This is a genomic window from Amazonocrinis nigriterrae CENA67 (assembly GCF_016056305.1).
GTDB classification, from domain to species: domain Bacteria; phylum Cyanobacteriota; class Cyanobacteriia; order Cyanobacteriales; family Nostocaceae; genus Amazonocrinis; species Amazonocrinis nigriterrae.
Genome location: NZ_JAECZC010000086.1, coordinates 88,494 through 106,430, shown reverse-complemented (window position 1 = coordinate 106,430; position 17,937 = coordinate 88,494). Strand labels below are relative to the sequence as shown.

The 17,937-nt window shown below is 42.2% G+C and carries 15 protein-coding genes and 1 tRNA gene; 10 read left to right on the top strand and 6 right to left on the bottom strand.

All coding sequences use genetic code 11. From position 1 onward, the window contains the following. Positions 1–219 precede the first annotated feature (219 nt). The 3 genes from kdpA to I8748_RS28960 all read right to left on the bottom strand — a co-directional run bounded on the left by kdpA (position 220) and on the right by I8748_RS28960 (position 3,582). Positions 220–1,905 (bottom strand): potassium-transporting ATPase subunit KdpA, encoded by a 1,686-nt coding sequence (gene kdpA, locus I8748_RS28970; RefSeq protein WP_198127947.1) that lies wholly within the window; start codon positions 1,903–1,905, stop codon positions 220–222. A 574-nt stretch (positions 1,906–2,479) separates the two neighbouring features. Then, a complete protein-coding gene (fabG, locus tag I8748_RS28965; protein ID WP_198127946.1) occupies positions 2,480–3,175 on the bottom strand; it encodes a 3-oxoacyl-ACP reductase FabG in 696 nt (231 codons plus the stop codon). 215 nt (positions 3,176–3,390) lie between these two features. Further along, positions 3,391–3,582, bottom strand: a complete 192-nt coding sequence (locus I8748_RS28960) for a hypothetical protein (RefSeq protein WP_198127945.1) — start codon at positions 3,580–3,582, stop codon at positions 3,391–3,393. A gap of 637 nt (positions 3,583–4,219) precedes the next feature. Between I8748_RS28960 and atpD the strand changes: the two genes are divergently transcribed. From atpD to I8748_RS28940, 4 genes are all read left to right on the top strand, one after another. Beyond that, positions 4,220–5,668 carry a F0F1 ATP synthase subunit beta gene (atpD, locus tag I8748_RS28955; protein WP_198127944.1) on the top strand — a complete coding sequence of 483 codons (1,449 nt, stop codon included), beginning with the start codon at positions 4,220–4,222 and terminating at the stop codon, positions 5,666–5,668. Positions 5,669–5,759: 91 nt separating this feature from the next. After that, positions 5,760–6,173, top strand: coding sequence for an ATP synthase F1 subunit epsilon (gene atpC / locus I8748_RS28950; RefSeq protein WP_198127943.1), 414 nt, complete (start codon positions 5,760–5,762; stop codon positions 6,171–6,173). A gap of 260 nt (positions 6,174–6,433) precedes the next feature. Continuing rightward, the gene (locus tag I8748_RS28945; RefSeq protein WP_198127942.1) at positions 6,434–8,539 is read left to right on the top strand and encodes a flotillin family protein; all 2,106 of its coding nucleotides are present in this window, start codon (positions 6,434–6,436) and stop codon (positions 8,537–8,539) included. Between the two features lie 157 nt (positions 8,540–8,696). After that, positions 8,697–10,436: a serine/threonine-protein kinase gene (locus I8748_RS28940; RefSeq protein ID WP_198127941.1), complete on the top strand. Its 1,740-nt coding sequence runs from the start codon at positions 8,697–8,699 to the stop codon at positions 10,434–10,436. A gap of 10 nt (positions 10,437–10,446) precedes the next feature. Here I8748_RS28940 and I8748_RS28935 read toward each other — a convergent pair whose 3' ends face one another. Next, positions 10,447–10,746 (bottom strand): 30S ribosomal protein PSRP-3, encoded by a 300-nt coding sequence (locus I8748_RS28935; RefSeq protein ID WP_096558850.1) that lies wholly within the window; start codon positions 10,744–10,746, stop codon positions 10,447–10,449. A 191-nt stretch (positions 10,747–10,937) separates the two neighbouring features. Between I8748_RS28935 and I8748_RS28930 the strand changes: the two genes are divergently transcribed. Then, positions 10,938–11,306, top strand: coding sequence for a four helix bundle protein (locus tag I8748_RS28930; RefSeq protein ID WP_198127940.1), 369 nt, complete (start codon positions 10,938–10,940; stop codon positions 11,304–11,306). 36 nt (positions 11,307–11,342) lie between these two features. Further along, positions 11,343–12,131 (top strand): TIGR01548 family HAD-type hydrolase, encoded by a 789-nt coding sequence (locus I8748_RS28925; RefSeq protein ID WP_198127939.1) that lies wholly within the window; start codon positions 11,343–11,345, stop codon positions 12,129–12,131. Between the two features lie 71 nt (positions 12,132–12,202). On the opposite strand, the gene I8748_RS28920 is transcribed toward I8748_RS28925, so the two are convergent. After that, entirely contained in the window at positions 12,203–13,009 is an 807-nt protein-coding gene (locus tag I8748_RS28920; RefSeq protein ID WP_198127938.1) for a tetratricopeptide repeat protein, read from the bottom strand. A gap of 192 nt (positions 13,010–13,201) precedes the next feature. Next, a complete protein-coding gene (gene ruvB / locus I8748_RS28915; RefSeq protein WP_198127937.1) occupies positions 13,202–14,299 on the bottom strand; it encodes a Holliday junction branch migration DNA helicase RuvB in 1,098 nt (365 codons plus the stop codon). Between the two features lie 153 nt (positions 14,300–14,452). Between ruvB and hisF the strand changes: the two genes are divergently transcribed. The 4 genes from hisF to I8748_RS28895 all read left to right on the top strand — a co-directional run bounded on the left by hisF (position 14,453) and on the right by I8748_RS28895 (position 17,887). Continuing rightward, a complete protein-coding gene (gene hisF / locus I8748_RS28910; protein ID WP_198127936.1) occupies positions 14,453–15,226 on the top strand; it encodes an imidazole glycerol phosphate synthase subunit HisF in 774 nt (257 codons plus the stop codon). A gap of 105 nt (positions 15,227–15,331) precedes the next feature. Then, positions 15,332–15,523, top strand: coding sequence for a hypothetical protein (locus I8748_RS28905; protein WP_096558845.1), 192 nt, complete (start codon positions 15,332–15,334; stop codon positions 15,521–15,523). A gap of 93 nt (positions 15,524–15,616) precedes the next feature. Then, a tRNA-Ala gene (locus tag I8748_RS28900) sits at positions 15,617–15,689 on the top strand. A gap of 209 nt (positions 15,690–15,898) precedes the next feature. Continuing rightward, the gene (locus tag I8748_RS28895) at positions 15,899–17,887 is read left to right on the top strand and encodes an RNA-binding domain-containing protein (protein WP_198127935.1); all 1,989 of its coding nucleotides are present in this window, start codon (positions 15,899–15,901) and stop codon (positions 17,885–17,887) included. The last annotated feature ends 50 nt before the right edge of the window (positions 17,888–17,937 follow it).

Sequence of the window (17,937 nt, the reverse complement as noted above, 5' to 3'; positions counted from 1 at the left end):
ATATAGTTAGGAGTTAGGAGTTAGGAGTTAGGAGTTAGGAATTAGGAGTTAGTGGGGGCGCAAATCTTTGCACCCGCACAGGAGTTAGCAGTTAAGAGTTAAGAATTAGGAGTGAGAAGTTAAAAATTAAGAATTAGGAATTATTTTTAACTTAAAACTCCTAACTCATAACTCCTAACTTATAACTCCTAACTTCTAATTCCTAACTCCTAACTTTTCTTAGCTACCAGAGGTTAGTTTCAAACCTTCGGCGATTGGGCCTAATGCCAAAACGGGAAAGAAGGTCAATACGCCCAAAATCAAAACTACTCCGGCTGTAACAGTGGTAAATAGCAAAGAATCAGTTTTCAGAGTGCCAGGGGTTTCTGGTACTGTGGTTTTACCAGACATGCTATCTGCTAATAGTAGGATGGCAACAATGGGAATGTAGCGTCCTGCCAACATACTGATACAGGTTGTTAAGTTCCACCATAAGGTGTTATCTCTTAATCCCTCTAAGCCGGAACCATTGTTTGCACTGGCTGAGGCATACTCATAAACTACTTGGGAAATCCCGTGATAGTCGGGGTTAGTAATTCCAGATAAGGAAAAAGGATAAGCCAAGGCAATGGCACTGGGAATTAAAACTACGATTGGGTGAATTAGCAACACTACACTGGCGAGGACGATTTCTCGCTTTTCAATTTTGCGTCCTAAAAATTCTGGGGTGCGTCCCACCATCAACCCAGTTACAAAGACGGTGAGAATTAAATAAATAAATAGGTAAGCTGTGCCAGTTCCCTGACCTCCCCAAATAATCTGGAGAAATAAGTTGAATAAAGTGGCAAATAATCCTTGTGGCATTAAGGAATCGTGCATCCCATTGACAGCACCGCACATGGTAGCGGTGGTCGTAACTGCCCACAGTGCTGTTTGCACCCAGCCAAATCGGACTTCTTTGCCCTCTAAATTGGGCAGTTCTAATCTTAAGGTATTGTTGACCAGGGGATTTCCTTGTTGTTCTCCACCTGCTGCTACCCAAACTAGAATTACAAAGACTATAAACACCATCCAGAACAATAGCCAGGCTTGTTTGATGTTTTTTGTAAATACGCCGTAGGTATAAATTAAGGATGCTGGAATAGAAATCATGGCAATGATTTCTATTAAATTAGAGATGGCATTGGGATTTTCAAAAGGATGGGCAGAGTTCACGCCAAAAAAACCACCGCCGTTTTCACCCAACATTTTGATCATTTCAAATGATGCCACTGGGCCTCTAGGTATATATTGTGTTGAACCCTCCAATGTTTCTACTACCAGTGTCTCGCGCAATGTTTGCGGTACACCTGTTGCTACTAAAGCGATCGCGCCAATCACCGATATAGGCAGTAATATCCTGGTAATAGCAAGGGTGAGATCAACGTAATAGTTGCCTAGTTTTTTGCCCGTTAATCCACGAATAAAAGCAATACCTACCGCTAAGCCTGTAGCTGCTGAGGTGAACATCAAAAAGCCTAAAGCCGCTACTTGACTAAAATAACTTAAGGTTGTTTCACCACTGTAGTGTTGCTGGTCTGTATTAGTCACAAATGAAACAACAGTATGCAACAATATATCCCAGGTAGGTGCAGCGAAGCTGTTAGGATTCCACGGTAAGAATTTTTGAAAATATATCAGAGAATATACTAAAATACCCATCAAGAAGTTGGTGTACAGTATTGCTAAAGCATACTGCCAACCATTCATATTATCTTTCCTGCGGATACCTGCTAGTACGAACAAACTCCGCTCTATAGGGTTCATCAAAGGATCAAGCAAAGTTCTCTCTCCCAGGAACACACGCGCTATGTATCTTCCCAAAACAGGAGTGATTGCTATCACGATACACAGCGTCAAGCCAATTTGTAAAAAACCTTGTCCCATTTATTTCGCACTCAATTGGATTGCATTGTTATAAAGCCAACTAGTTATACATAACAAGCTAACTACTTGACAATTAGATTGCGAGAAATTCGGTGATGTCTCATATAACCTCAATTCATTTATCTAGATTTACTGTTTCGCGTCCTTACTATTTTCTAAGTACTTTTTAAAGCTTTCGTCAAGAATGTTTAAATTTTACACTTAGTCATCATATGATCAGACGTTAAGATTATCTGTTTGTACAATATCTTCTATAAAATTAGTTACTTCAAAATAAATAATTAATTATGGTATTTTTATGACATTAATGCTTAAATAGTTGTATATTTTTATATAAATTTTAGATACTAGCCCTTTTCAAGTGGGTAAAAAATCCTCCAAGAATTTACCAAATTTGATTTTTTTTACCTTTCTGTCTTAGTGGCTTCGTGGTTAACAAGTAAATTTTTTAACCATCTTTTAGGTGAAGCTTGTACCCTCACTCTGAAGAAGTCAATGGTCAATAGTCAAGTTTTAAACTATTGACCATTGACTATTGACAACCATAACCTTGATTTTAGGTACTGAAATTTACCTAAAGATTGCCATATATTGGGATTGCAGCGCCGCGAATATCTTTAGCAGCTTGAGAGGCTAAAAAGCAAATTAATTGTGCTAAGGATTCCGGTTTGACCCAACTATCAGCATTTTCTGCACCCATTGCTTCGCGGTTTGCAGGGGTATCAATCACGCTAGGAAGGACAACATTAGCAGTGATATCAGTACCTTTAGTTTCATCTGCGATCGCTTTTGTCAAAGCTACTACACCAGCTTTAGCAGCAGAATATGCACCCAATTGCCCAGCTGGTTCATTAGCTGCTTTGGAAGCCACCGTAACAATGCGCCCATAGCCATGTTCCCACATACTTTTTAGGCTATGCTTGCAAGTCAAAAAAGTTGTATTTAGGTTAATCTCAAATTCGTGTTTCCAATCGAAAAAACTGTATTCGTGAATTTTTCCCATTGAAAAGCCACCTACTAGATGAATTAACACATCTACCCGTCCTATGCGGTTGATGAGATTTTCTACTGAGGCTTCCTCCTCTAGATTAGCGGGAATAAAGTGAAGTCTCTCAAAATCTGCGGGCAAAAGAGTATGCTTAAGGCGTTCGACTTCTTTGGGATTACGATAAGAAATTGTCACTTCCGCATCTTGGGCGAGAACTGCCGGTGTCACACCTAAACCAAGTCCACCAGTACCACCTGTGAGTAAAACTTGCTTGCCTTTCATGAAAGATGCACTCCTGAAAGCTTACTTTTCAAGATAGCGCAATGAGCGACTTTTGGTAAAAATTATTTAAGGTTTAACTCTCATGAATAATTGTGAGCTTTAGCAAAAGCTAGTGTTAACATGTCCGCCAATGAATGCAGATGATAAAGACAGCTTGCTAAACAACTAGTACTCACAAACATTTTTGGACAAGAACTGGACTAGCTGCAAAAATTTTAGAAAATTAAGTCAATGACAATAAGCAGCAGACCCACCACTATATGCAATACAGCAAAGATAAATACAAAAATTCCTTTTGTTGTTTCAAAATTTATTTCCAAATTGGCAATTTTGAAATTACCCGCAATCCAGGCTAACACGCCAATTATTGCAAGTACTAATCCAATCATGGTCGGTGTAATAATCATCCAATAAATCCTCGTAATGGGTAAAAAGTTTATCAAACAAGATTATTAGAACTTAATGATGAATTGACAAATATATAGTAATATGCAATTAAATTGTTTGAGTTGTATGAGGATAAATTGCTTTGTCATCTGTTAATCCCAATTTTCTCGTACTTTTGGCTATTAAAAAAGCACATATTGAGAATATGTGTAAAAAATAAGGAACTTATAAGGAATTTGTCATAAATTTTTCGCAAGACTTCTTCAGCGTGATCAAAAGTCCGCAATTAAAAGCAAACTGTTTTCATAGTCTATTTTTACAATGCTTAAGTCCTATAATCTACTAAGCATTACCTCTGATGAGGCTGATTGTACAAAGCCTTAGGAGTTGTAGCTTCCTGAGAGGAGTATTGGGTAGAGCGGAAAACCTTTCCTCAGTCTCCAGTCCGCAGTCCCTTTACCTGGATCAAGAAAAAGTAGGCGCTCATGCAGCTAAACTGGTGAAGAATGGGATTGCAGCCAGAGCTATCTAGCTCCTTTTTAAGGAATTACTAAGGGAGTTGTGTCCCCCTCCAGTGCTAGAGTGAAAGATGACATTGCTTAATCTTATGTCTTCTACGACCCTATCTGAAATATAGCTTCAATCATTAGGCGCAGCATGGTCACCACCGCAGAAAAAACAAACATCGGTTACATTACCCAAATCATTGGTCCAGTTGTAGACGTTAAGTTCCCCAGCGGTAAATTGCCGCAAATCTACAACGCTTTGACCATCAAAGGCACTAACGAAGCTGGACAAGAAATCAACCTGACTGTTGAAGTACAGCAATTGCTGGGCGACAACCAGGTGCGGGCTGTTGCTATGAGTTCCACCGATGGCTTAGTGCGCGGTTTGGAAGTCGTCGATACTGGCGCTGCTATCAGCGTACCAGTTGGTAAAGCCACCTTGGGCCGCATTTTCAACGTTCTTGGCGAACCTGTAGACAACCAAGGGCCTGTAAATGCTGAGACCACCCTACCCATTCACCGCTCAGCTCCCAAATTCACTGAACTGGAAACTAAACCTTCTGTGTTTGAAACTGGGATTAAAGTTGTTGACCTCCTGACTCCCTATCGACGCGGCGGTAAGATTGGTCTGTTCGGCGGTGCTGGTGTCGGTAAAACCGTGATCATGATGGAATTGATCAACAACATCGCTACCCAGCACGGTGGTGTATCTGTTTTTGCGGGTGTGGGTGAGCGTACCCGTGAAGGAAATGACCTCTACAACGAAATGATTGAATCTGGGGTTATCAACAAAGACAACCTCAATGAGTCGAAAATTGCTCTGGTATACGGTCAGATGAACGAACCACCCGGAGCGAGAATGCGGGTTGGTTTGTCAGGATTGACAGTAGCAGAGTACTTCCGCGACGTTAACAAGCAGGACGTGTTGCTGTTTATTGACAACATCTTCCGGTTCGTACAAGCAGGTTCAGAAGTATCCGCGCTACTGGGTCGGATGCCATCAGCGGTAGGATACCAGCCCACACTCGGTACTGACGTGGGTGAACTGCAAGAACGGATTACCTCGACCACAGAAGGTTCTATCACTTCGATTCAAGCGGTGTACGTACCTGCGGACGACCTCACCGACCCCGCACCAGCGACTACCTTCGCTCACTTGGACGGAACCACAGTACTGTCTCGCGGTTTGGCAGCTAAGGGAATTTATCCAGCGGTAGACCCCCTTGGTTCAACTTCCACCATGTTACAGCCAGGCATTGTAGGTGACGAACACTATAGTACTGCGCGTGCCGTGCAGTCAACTCTGCAACGTTACAAGGAACTCCAAGACATTATTGCCATCCTTGGTTTGGATGAATTGTCTGAAGAAGACCGTCTAATTGTGGCGCGTGCGCGCAAGGTGGAGCGTTTCTTATCTCAGCCTTTCTTCGTGGCAGAAGTGTTTACTGGTTCTCCTGGTAAATATGTGAAGTTGGAAGACACCATCAAAGGCTTCCAGAAAATTCTCTCTGGTGAATTGGATGATTTACCAGAGCAAGCCTTCTACTTGGTGGGCGATATTAACGAAGCGATCGCCAAAGCTGAAAAACTCAAAGGTTAATTAGTTAGTGGTTAGTAGTCAGTAGTCAGTAGTAAAGAACAACTGACAACTGACAACTGACAACTGACAAAGCACAACTGACAAAGAACAAATGACATTAACCGTTCGTGTAATTTCCCCAGATAAAACAATTTGGGATGCGCCAGCTGACGAAGTGATTTTGCCCAGCACAACCGGTCAGCTAGGTATTCTGAGCGGACACGCACCGCTGTTAACAGCTTTAGATACTGGTGTCATGCGAGTGCGTGGCAGCAAAAATCAGCCTTGGCAAGCGATCGCTCTTTTAGGTGGCTTTGCCGAAGTCGAAGAAGATGAAGTCACAATTCTGGTGAATGGTGCTGAACGCGGCGATACAATCAACCTTGAAGAAGCCCGTGCTGCTTACAATCAAGCAGAAACACGTCTGAATCAGGTGCCAGCAGGCGATCGCCAAGCACAAATCCAGGCAACCCAAGCTTTCAAACGCGCCCGCGCCCGCTTTCAAGCTGCTGGCGGTTTGATCTAAAATTTCACTTCTCACTGATGCTTCGTGGGGTGGGCAATGGCTATTTGTCCACCCCACAGCGTGTTTAGGAGCAGGGGAGCAGGGGAGCAAGGGAGATGGGGAGATGGAGAGATGGAAAGATGAGGGAGAATAACCAATGCCCCATGCCCCATTCCCAATTCCCAATTCCCTTGATGAAAATTACACCAAGTTTAAGAAATCTGGCATAGCCAAAGTGAAGTGTTAATTTGGATAATTAGTTGCCCAGAAGGGCACAAATTATGAGAACTTTTTCATCTTCCGTTGGTAAGCGTAAACAAAATAAATTAGCTCGTTTTGCAACATCTTTAATAGCTACATTGGCATTGACTGGCGCTGTTAATTCTGCCAATGCAACTACTGTAAAAACGCCTGCTGCAAAAGAAATTAATTCCGCATCGATTCAACTAAGTCAGATACAACCAAGCACAACTAAGCTATCAACTAATACGATTCAATATCAAGCAATGCAACTGTCACCTTGGGGACTCATCCCCGTTGTGGTAGTAGGTGGCTTGGTGATATTTGTCCCCCTGTTCTTTGGGGGATTGGTAGTTATTGGTGAACGTGAAGTCGGGATTGTGGTGAGAAAATTTACCCTTTCCGGGCGCGGACTATCAGCAGGCAGGCTGATTGCCCTCAATGGTGAAGCTGGCTTACAAGCAGATACTCTTGCTCCTGGTTGGCACTGGGGCTACTGGCCTTGGCAATACTCAGTGCGTAAAGAGTCAGTAGTTGTTGTCCCCCAAGGTGAAATTGCCTTGATTGTCGCCGCAGATGGTGCATCAATTCCACCAGAACGCATTCTCGGAAAAATCATTGATTGTGACAACTTCCAAGATGCACGAAAATTCCTTACCCAAGGCGGTGAAAAAGGTCGCCAGATGGGTTTTCTCACAGCTGGTACTTACAGAATTAACACTGCTCTGTTTAAAGTGATTGTGGCAGCTAATGCCTCAGCTCACGGTATGAGTCCAGAGCAACTGCGGGTGTACAGCGTTGCTTCTGATAAAGTTGGTATCGTCACTACTTTAGATGGTCTACCAATTACTGGCGGTGAAATCGCTGGGCCTGTAATTGAAGGACACGATAACTTTCAAAATGGTCAGAGATTTCTAGATGGACGTGGGCGGAGGGGCTTACAAGAGCAAATTCTGCTGTCTGGTTCTTGGAACCTTAATCCCTGGTTCGTTAACGTTGAACAAGTGCCAATGACAGAAATACCCATTGGCTATGTGGGTGTGGTGATTTCCTTTGTAGGGAAAGCTCAAGAAGATGTCAGTGGTGCGGCTTTCACTCATGGTAATTTAGTGAATGCTGGTCATAAGGGGGTGTGGATTGAACCTTTGTATCCTGGAAAACACCCTTTGAACACACGCGTCATGAAAATAGAATTAGTCCCGACTATTAATATAGTTCTCAACTGGGCTGATTGGACTGAGCGACATAAATATGATGCGGAATTAGAAGCTTTGACAGTACGTTCTAAAGATGGTTTTGCCTTCGATTTGGAAGTTTCGCAAATTATCCACGTTGGTGCTTTGGATGCTCCCAAGGTCATTTCTCGCGTTGGCTCGATGCAGAATTTGGTTGATAATGTGCTAGAGCCAAGCATCGGCAATTATTTCCGCAACTCTGCCCAAGATTACACAGTACTAGACTTTTTGAATGCTCGCAGTGAGCGTCAAACAGAAGCATCTGAGTATATTAAAGCAGCACTACGGGCTTATGACGTGCAAGCGATCGACACTCTCATTGGTGATATTCAGCCGCCTGCATCGCTCATGCAGACACAAACAGACCGCAAAATAGCCGAAGAACAACGCAAGACTTATGAAGTTCAGCAGATGGCGCAAACCCAACGCCAACAACTGGTGCGGGAGACAGCCTTGGCAGATATTCAACAAGAAATGGTGAAATCAGAGCAAAGTGTGCATATCGCCGACTTGAAAGCGCAAGCGCAAATCAAGCAAGCTAGTGGTGAAGCAGAAGGGACAAAACTCCGGGCAATTGCTGAAGCAGAGGGTATTCGTGCTACAGGTAATGCGAAAGCTGAAACCTACCGTGCAGGTGTGGAAGCTTTGGGAGCATCTGGTTACACAGCAATGCAAATCATGCAGATTATAGGCGATCGCAATGTCCGCTTGATTCCAGATGTGCTAGTTGGTGGCAGTAACGGCAGCACCAACGGTCTAGTAGATGGCTTACTGTCAATGATTTTATGGAACCAAACAGCCAAGCCAGGTGAAGCGCCACCAACGCCTTTATATCCACAACCGATAAAAACGCCACCAGCGCAGCCCAACGGTAATACTCCGCTAGTTGTAGAATTTCCTACGGATAAGTGATACTAATTCGTAATTAAGAAGCATCAGATTTCATCTGGCTTTCCAAGTTGGAATCTGTTTTTCTCTTTGTGCCTTTGTGTCTTTTGTGGTTAAAATTTTTTACCACTAAGGTACTAAGACATAAAGTACTGTCTTATGCTTTTTACTGAGGAAAACTTTGCTGTTACAAGAACGTTATCGTTTACTCAAATTGATTAGTAAAGGGGGATTCTGCAAAACCTTCTTGGCTGTAGATGAAGGGCAATCTCCCCCAGTTTATTGTATAGTTCAAGAATTATCGTTACCAAACGAAACCCCTCAATTGTTTGAGCAAAAGGCAAAGCAATTAAAGGAATTAGGTAAGCACCCTCAAATTCCTGCTTTGCTGGCGTATTTTCAAAATAATCAGTACTTTTATTTAGTGCAGGAATTTATCGAAGGCAACAATTTAGCTCAAGTAATTGAGAATAAAGGTGCTTTCAATGAAACTCAAATTTGGCAACTTTTAAAAGAGTTATTACCAGTTCTCAAATATATTAGCGATCGCAACATCATTCACCGCGATATTAAACCTGTAAATATTATCTATAGGAATGCTGATAAAAATGTCGTTTTAGTAGATTTTGGTGTTGCAAAACTTGTCATCGGACTTGAAGAATTAACAGATGAAAACAGCATTGGTAGTCCAGAATATGCCGCTCCAGAACAAGCAAAGGGAAAAGCGATTTTTGCAAGTGACCTCTATAGCTTGGGTGTAACTTGCATTTATCTACTAACTCAGATTCCTCCGTTTGATTTATTTAATGTTGCTAATAATTGCTGGGTTTGGCGAGAATATGTTAGCAAGAAAATAAGCGATCGCTTAGCGCAAATCTTAGACAAACTTATACAGAATCCAGTTAACCAGCGCTTTCAATCAGCTGATGAAGTTATGGAAGCAATGGGCATAGAATTTAAAATTAAAAATACGAAATTAAAAATCCAAAATAATCCATGGCAATGCTTGCATACTTTCACAGGACATTCTAATAGTTTAGGTAGTGTCAATGCCTTGTCCATCAGCCCTGATGGTAATATATTAGCCAGTGTTAGTGATGACAAAATCATCAGATTATGGAATTTAAATACTAAAAAATTGCTAGCTAGCTTCTCAGCACATTCTCAAGCAGTCACATCAGTTGCTTTTAGTCCAAATGGGGAAATTCTGGCAACAGCTAGCGATGATAAAACTATCAAATTATGGCATGTTGATACATTGGCAGAAATTTTTACCTTATGTGGACATTCACATGTTGTCAAGTCAGTTGCTTTTAGTCCAAATGATGAAATTCTGGCTAGTGGTAGTTGGGATAAAAAAATCAAACTCTGGGATGTAAATACTGGTGCTGAAATTTGCACTTTAACAGGACACAAATTGCAGGTAAGTTCAATAGCTTTTAGTCCAGATGGACAGCTTTTAGCCAGCGCTAGTTTTGATAGAACGATTCATCTGTGGCAGTTGAGAGAAATACAAAACCGCCCATGCTATGCCTTGTTAGGCATCCTTTCAGGTCATACACGGGCGGTTTTGACAGTCGCTTTTAGTCCAGATGGAAAAATTCTGGCAACGGGTAGCGATGATAACACCATTAAATTGTGGGACGTTAACACTGGTCAGCTAATCAGCACACTTTCCAGCCATTCCTGGTCAGTGATGGCAGTGGCTTTCACTGCTGATGGCCAGACGCTAATTAGTGCAAGCTGGGACAAAACAGTTAAGCTTTGGAGAGTAAACACAGCAGAAGAGATTGTTACTCTCTCCGGTCATGTAGACTCAGTAACTACCGTTGCTGTCAGCCAAGTTGCACAACTGATTGCTAGTGGTAGCAAGGACAAGACCATTAAACTTTGGCAATCTGTAGAACAGCAGGAAAGCTAATTGTAAAATATCAAGCGCTACCAGTGAAGGCAACTTCTGGAAATTTCAATTGAGCTTCTGCCATCGGGCGGTTTCTGCCTTCTTCTTGCCAGTAGTTAATTACTTCGGTTGCTTTATTCAGCAACTCCACACGGTCTATATCAGTAATCCAGTGTTTGGACTCTAGTTCTTTTTTTAACTCTTCCCAGGCATCATTTCTGGGCCAGAAAAAGTACTTAGTCAAAGGACTAGTGCCTTTGCCTACAACTTGATCCACTGCTAGGGCAACGTTCTCGTCTAACCAGAGAATTTTCAAAATGAACTTGGTCAATCACACCTCCGGGAAATATCCGGGTACTACTTACTAAGTTTGTTTGCGATCGCTTATTTTAACGCAATACCTTAGCAGTTGGGAATGGGGCATGGGTCATGAGGCATGGGGCATGGGGAATGGGGAATGGGGAATTGGGAATGGGGAATGGGCATTATTAGGTATGGGGTTTGTGGATTGTAAGGAGTTTTGTGAGGAGACCTGATTTTGAGGAGTTGGAAGTTTATCAGCTTGCTGAGAGGCTAGCTAATGGCATTTGGAGCATTGTCAAGGAATGGGATAATTTCACTAGGGATACGGTGGGTAAGCAAATTGTGCGGTCTGCTGATAGTATTTGTGTCAACATAGCCGAAGGCAGAGGTCGGTGTAGTGACCAAGAAAATTGGCGTTTTGTCAAGATTGCAAGAGGTTCTTTGTACGAGACAATAAGTTGGTTGAGATTAGCCTACACCAGACAATTATTAACAAACGACCAGGTAAGCAAATTCAAACCAATCCTTGATGAACTATTACCCAAGCTCAATGCTTATCTCAAATCCATAGGCAATAGGAATAAATAAAAATTTTCAATTCTCAATTCCCAATTCCCAATTCCCATGAATCAAAAAGCAATCGTTATTTTCGATATTGATGGAGTTGTACGCGATGTCAGCGGTTCATATCGCCGAGCGATCGCAGATACTGTAGAGTATTTTACCAATCAAGCATATCGTCCTAGCTCGTTAGACATTGACCAGTTAAAGTCCGAAGGTGTCTGGAATAATGATTGGGAAGCATCCCAAGAATTAATTTACCGCTACTTTAATGCTCAAGGACAGTCCCGCGAGCAATTGCAACTAGACTACAACTCTATTGTTGCTTTCTTTCAATCACGTTACCGAGGAACTGACCCTGATAATTGGACAGGATATATCTGTGATGAACCGTTATTATTACAGCCTTCCTACCTGGAGGAATTAACACAAGCTAGCATTGGTTGGGGATTTTTCAGCGGTGCTACCCGTGGTTCTGCTAACTATGTTTTAGTAAAACGTCTAGGCTTGCAGTCTCCTGTATTGATTGCAATGGAAGATGCACCAGGTAAACCAGACCCCACCGGACTTTTTGCCACTGTTGAGCAATTAGAAAATGGGTTGAATGAAACGCCAGCAATCATTTATGTGGGAGATACGGTAGCTGATATGTACACGGTAAGCAAGGCACGAGAGATAAATCCTCACCGCACTTGGATAGGTGTAGGAGTTTTACCGCCTCATGTCCAAGAAACACCAGTACGTAGTCACACTTATGGCGAATCACTATTGACAGCAGGAGCAGCAGTAGTTTTGAGTAATGTTCAACAACTAAATTCTGTCAAGATTGAAGAAATAGTTAGTAGTCAGTAGTCAGTTGTCATTTGTCATTCTCCCCTGCACCCCTGCTCCCCTGCTCCCCTGCACCCCTGCTCAAAGAACTATCACTGAAGTTTCAAGAACTTATCCAAAGCAGCCACCATACTAGGAGGCCAACGGCGGATATTTTGCACCCAGTTGATATCTTTGTAGCGGGTGTCAAGTCCATAAGCTGCTACCCAATTACTCTCGGCTTCGCCTTTTTGTCCTGTTACCCAGTAAGCAGCTGTCAGTGCAGCACGCATGTCAGCAAACTTGGGATATTTGCGGACGATATTCCGCATTTCCCGGATGGCTGGCTCGATTTGACCAGTTTCATAAAGGGCAAGGGCATAATTGGCGCGAGCAAAAGCAAAATTCGGGGCGATTTCTACTGATTTTTTGTAATCAGCGATCGCATCTTCCCATTTTCCCAAACCTGCTTTCGCATTACCGCGATTGTTGTATCCCATCGCATCATTAGGATCGAGTTCTAAGACGCGATTATAATCTGCGATCGCATCTTCCCATTTCCCCAATCCTTCCAAAGCTGTACCGCGATTCAAATATGGATCGGTGACATCTGGCGCTAGTTCTATGGCTTTGTTGTAATCAGTCAGTGCTGCTTGCAACTTATTCTGACTCACCCGCGAATTTCCTCGGTTACTCCATGCTCCGGCATTAGTGGGAAATTGCTCAATAATCTTTGTCCAGTACTGTTCAGCCGTGACAAAATCACCCTGATTCGTGGCTGCAAACGCCTCATTTGCCCACTCATTCCCCTGTTCTAATTGCTCTTGAGTGAAACCGGATTGTGGAGATTGTGCCATGACTGGTGTACCCCAGCCAAACACAACTAACAGACTCAGAACAATACCAATCAACTTAATCATCTGGATTTACCTGTCAAAATAGGGAATTGGGAATAGGGCATTGGGCATGGGGCATGGGGCATGGGGAATTGGGAATTGGTAATTGGGAATTTAGTTACTTCTCCCCATCTCCCCATCCCCTCATCTCCCTATCTCCCCATCACCCCATCCCCTTATCTCGTCTGCACCCCTGCACGAGCTAATCATCCTCCACTACATCAGCGATAACTGTTCATTAGGCGGCTTAAAATCCAAATGCTTGTATGCTGCCTTTGTCGCTACCCTACCACGGGGAGTCCGGCTTAAATACCCAATTTGCATCAAATAAGGTTCATAAACTTCTTCGATAGTTTGGCTATCTTCACCAGTCGCCGCTGCTATTGTTTCCAATCCCACAGGGCCGCCGTTAAATTGTTCAATAATTACACTCAACATCTTGCGGTCTGTCCAATCCAAGCCACAAGGGTCTACTTGAAATAGTTGCAATGCTTCGGCTGCAACGCTTCCAGTAATTTCTCCAGATGATTTTACTTCCGCATAATCACGTACTCGCTTGAGTAACCTATTAGCAATACGTGGTGTGCCTCGTGAACGACGGGCAATTTCTGTGGCACCATCCTCTGTAACTGGGGTTTGCAATAATTGAGCGCTTCGCAATACAATTAAGCTGAGTTCGTCAACTTCATAAAAGCGCAGTTTTTGCACTAAGCCAAAGCGATCGCGTAGTGGTGAAGTCAAGGCACCGACACGAGTTGTCGCTCCTACTAGTGTAAATTTAGACAAAGGTACACTTCTGATACGGCTGCTTGTACCCTTGCCGATGGTTATATCTAAGCGATAATCTTCCATTGCTGGATAGAGAATTTCTTCTGTCATCCGTGACAAGCGATGAATTTCATCCACAAACAGAATATCACCAGGTTTGAGGTTCACTAGTAGCCCGGCAATATCTCTGGGACGTTCTAAGGCTGGCGCACTGGTAATTTTATAATTTACCCCCATCTCCGATGCTAATATCATCGCCATTGTGGTTTTACCCAAACCTGGCGGGCCATACAGCAGTAAATGATCCAGGACTTCACCGCGAGACTTGGCTGCTTTGATGGCAATATCCAGCACATCCTTGAGGTCTTTTTGCCCAATGTAATCGGCAAATCGCTGTGGTCGTATACTCTCTTCTTGCTTACCTTCATCAATAGCTGCTTCAGGTTGCAAAATATTTTCGTTGGACGGTGCTTTCGCCGACTCCCGGCGCTGCTTTGGTTCTCCATTGGGTTCTGGAGGCTGTTTTTTCGAGGAGATAATCGCCATAATTCAGCTATTGACTTCCACTTTAGGACTATTTGAGCGCCGTTTGCGCCGCAATTGCGACTCAATACGGTTGCGAAGATTTTTCGTTGGGAAATACACGCGTCAATTTAAAATTTAATTTCCGGACAATTACCCAAGAGCTAAAAACTTATTATGTTATCTAAAAGAATTTTACCCTGCTTAGATGTGAAGGCGGGACGAGTTGTCAAAGGAGTTAACTTTGTTAATCTCAAAGACGCAGGCGATCCTGTGGAACTGGCAAAGGTTTACAACGAAGCTGGGGCTGATGAGTTAGTATTTCTGGATATTACAGCCACTCATGAAGACCGAGATATAATTCTTGATGTGGTTTACCGCACTGCTGAACAGGTCTTTATTCCACTGACTGTAGGTGGTGGGATTCAATCCTTAGAAAATGTTAAAGCTTTGTTACGCGCTGGGGCAGACAAGGTTAGTATTAATTCTGCGGCAGTACGCGAACCAGACTTGATTAATCGGGCAAGCGATCGCTTTGGTAATCAGTGCATAGTTGTTGCTATTGATGCCAGGCGCAGAACTGACCCTATTAATCCAGGGTGGGATGTTTACGTACGTGGTGGTCGAGAAAACACTGGTTTAGATGCTTTACTTTGGGCCCAAGAAGTTGAAAAACGAGGAGCAGGTGAATTATTAGTTACAAGTATGGACGCTGACGGCACTCAAGCCGGGTACGACTTAGGGTTGACGAGAGCGATCGCAGAATCTGTACAAATTCCAGTAATTGCTTCTGGTGGCGCAGGCAATTGTGAACACATTTACACTGCACTCACCGAAGGCAAAGCCGAAGCTGCATTACTAGCATCATTGCTGCATTATGGCCAGTTAAGCGTGGCAGAAATTAAAGAGTATTTGCGCGATCGCTCAGTGCCAGTAAGGTTATTATCTTAACTTGATAAACATTATTGAAAAATAACCACATCTACCCAAAGTTAGATACAGTTGCAAGAAAGGATGTTAACATTAATGTACAACTATTAATATATATTAAGAAATATGTTGATACCTATATTATTATTTGATGTTGCTTTGGTGGCGTGGTCGCTGCACCTGATGGAAAAAGCATACGCCAATAAAGAATTTTCTTTAATGCTGGCTGGTACATTGGTTGCTCTTGCCGCAGCTGCCATGTTAGTAGTTTACTTTCTCATGGGGCATTGCATGAGCTATTTGTTGCAGGTTTCTTAATTGGTGCTGAGTAGTAAATGCGATTGGTGACATTCAGCAGCGTCAAAGTTGACAAAATACTAAAATTGGGGCAACATAAATAATGCACTATGCGGGGTTATAGCTCAGTTGGTAGAGCACCTCAATGGCATTGAGGGGGTCAGCGGTTCGAATCCGCTTAGCTCCATTTCTTTAAAGTAAAAGTTTGGCAAACAACTAAAATGATGTGATTGCTTAGCTAGCAAAATTACTTTTTCCAGATGCTGTGAAAAGCCAGCTTAATCTTCAAAGCTGAGGTAATCAGCGAAGGAGGAAGTTATAAGTTGTAGCACATAACACCATAACTTAAATTCAGGCTGTGACATCACATCAAACTAGAGTGAATATGGACTGATTATGAATGTACTGCCTATCAACCTTGACGATCTTATTCACGCTCGGTCAGTCGAATCCGTCCGTAGAGAATTCAAGAAAACTTGGACACCGCAAATAAGTGACAGCACACTACGCAGTATTTGTGCCTTTGCTAATGATTTTTTTAATCTAAATGGTGGTTATATAATTATCGGAATTGAAGACCGAGATGGTCAGCCTATTCTTCCTCCACACGGACTAGACGGACAAAATCTAGATGATATTCAGAAATGGATTCGTGGAAATTGTAAACGAATTTCTCCTGAATATCAGCCAGTATTATCTCCTGAAATATATCAAGAAAAGCAAATCTTAGTAATTTGGATACCTGCTGGTGATGTTCGTCCATATCAAGCTCCTGAAACTACGAACAATAGCGAAAAATTTTATTATGTTAGACAAGGAAGTGAATCTGTAAAAGCAAAAGATGACATTTTAACTCAATTGATGCAAATGGCAGCCAAAGTTCCATTTGATGATCGTCGCAACTTGTCTATTTCTATTGACAAAATATCACCAGGACTAGTTAGAGAATTTTTGTCAGATATAAAAAGTGACTTAGTTTCACAAAATGTTGTAATATCAGATCATGAACTATATCGCCATCTACGTATTACAGCACCAATTAATAGCCATGAAGTTCCCAAAAATATAGCTCTATTATTCTTTGTTCATAATCCAGAAGAATATTTTCCTGGTGCGAGAATTGAGATTGTACAATTTGGCGATGATGCAGGTGGAGACTTAATAGAGGAGAAAATTTTCCGAGGGCCTTTACATTTACAGCTTCGTCAAGCTCTGGATTATCTTAATACATTCAGTACAACAATGATTCGGAAAGTTCCAAATCAAGCTACCTCCTATAGAACAGTTGCATATCCATATGAAGCAATGGAGGAAGCATTAGTTAATGCTGTTTATCATCGTAGCTACGAAGGCGTTCAAGAACCAGTCAAGGTGTATTTGTATCCAGACAGATTGGAAATCATAAGTTACCCTGGGCCAGTACAAGGGATTGAAAGAAAACATTTGCAGCCAGGAGCGACAATACCACCTGTCCCTTACCGAAATCGAAGAATTGGTGATTTTTTAAAAGATTTAGCCCTAGCCGAAACTCGTGGAACCGGTATTCCTAAGATACGTAGAAAAATGAGGGAAAACGGTTCACCAGATCCAAGTTTTAATTTTGATGATGCACGCAGTTATTTCCAAGTTATATTACCAGCCCACCCTCAATATGTGGTTATTCATGCTATTAGGGAAAGTGCTCATTTATGGGCTGTAGGTGAGCGTCAAAGAGCAATTTCTAATCTAGAGTCAGCACTTAATAGAGTTCCAAAATCTGGAGCACTTATCGCTCAAATTATTGAGTATAGAACATCATTAGGAGAGTTTTCTACAGCAGAAAAACTTTTTAGGGATACTGAGATTGATCCGACGATCATGGATCGTCATCTGCCTTTTATTGCAATTGCAAAGATTCTGTTAGATAGAGGACAGCCAAAACGAGCTTCAGAAATACTAGAACAAGCACCATCACCCATACAAATTGATGACATAGTAGAGTTAGCTGTCCTGTATAAACGTGCTAAACGTTTCCAGGAAGCTCATCAGATTTTTACTGCAAATTATGAACTCATAAAAGATGATCCTAAATCACTTCAAGAATATGCTCAAACTAAAATTAATTTGGCATACTCATTAAAAAGTAAAGAAATACATACGAAGAAGCGATTAAACAGAGAAGCAGTAGAATTATTGCGTCGTGCTATTCAGTTATCAGATGATCCAGTGAGAAATGCTTGGTGCTGGTTTGATCTTGCAAAAGTATTAAATTGGTTAAGAGCACCTGAAACAGAAATTCTTCAAGCTTACAGTAAAGCGATGGAACTTTTACCCTATGAATCTCGCTTTAACGAATCATATAACGCTTGGAGGTTGAAAAAAAGAGCGATCGCGGATAGTCAGTAAATTTCGTCAAAGACCCCTAAGTGTAGAATATTTTGTGGGTAAAGGTTTTG

Excerpts from the sequence above, each read along its gene's own strand:
- fabG (WP_198127946.1), bottom strand. The coding sequence starts at position 3,175 with ATGAAAGGCAAGCAAGTTTTACTCACAGGTGGTACTGGTGGACTTGGT.
- hisF (WP_198127936.1), top strand. The coding sequence starts at position 14,453 with ATGTTATCTAAAAGAATTTTACCCTGCTTAGATGTGAAGGCGGGACGA.
- I8748_RS28920 (WP_198127938.1), bottom strand. The coding sequence starts at position 13,009 with ATGATTAAGTTGATTGGTATTGTTCTGAGTCTGTTAGTTGTGTTTGGC.
- I8748_RS28925 (WP_198127939.1), top strand. The coding sequence starts at position 11,343 with ATGAATCAAAAAGCAATCGTTATTTTCGATATTGATGGAGTTGTACGC.
- I8748_RS28960 (WP_198127945.1), bottom strand. The coding sequence starts at position 3,582 with ATGATTATTACACCGACCATGATTGGATTAGTACTTGCAATAATTGGC.
- ruvB (WP_198127937.1), bottom strand. The coding sequence starts at position 14,299 with ATGGCGATTATCTCCTCGAAAAAACAGCCTCCAGAACCCAATGGAGAA.
- atpD (WP_198127944.1), top strand. The coding sequence starts at position 4,220 with ATGGTCACCACCGCAGAAAAAACAAACATCGGTTACATTACCCAAATC.
- kdpA (WP_198127947.1), bottom strand. The coding sequence starts at position 1,905 with ATGGGACAAGGTTTTTTACAAATTGGCTTGACGCTGTGTATCGTGATA.
- I8748_RS28905 (WP_096558845.1), top strand. The coding sequence starts at position 15,332 with ATGTTGATACCTATATTATTATTTGATGTTGCTTTGGTGGCGTGGTCG.
- I8748_RS28895 (WP_198127935.1), top strand. The coding sequence starts at position 15,899 with ATGAATGTACTGCCTATCAACCTTGACGATCTTATTCACGCTCGGTCA.
- atpC (WP_198127943.1), top strand. The coding sequence starts at position 5,760 with ATGACATTAACCGTTCGTGTAATTTCCCCAGATAAAACAATTTGGGAT.
- I8748_RS28945 (WP_198127942.1), top strand. The coding sequence starts at position 6,434 with ATGAGAACTTTTTCATCTTCCGTTGGTAAGCGTAAACAAAATAAATTA.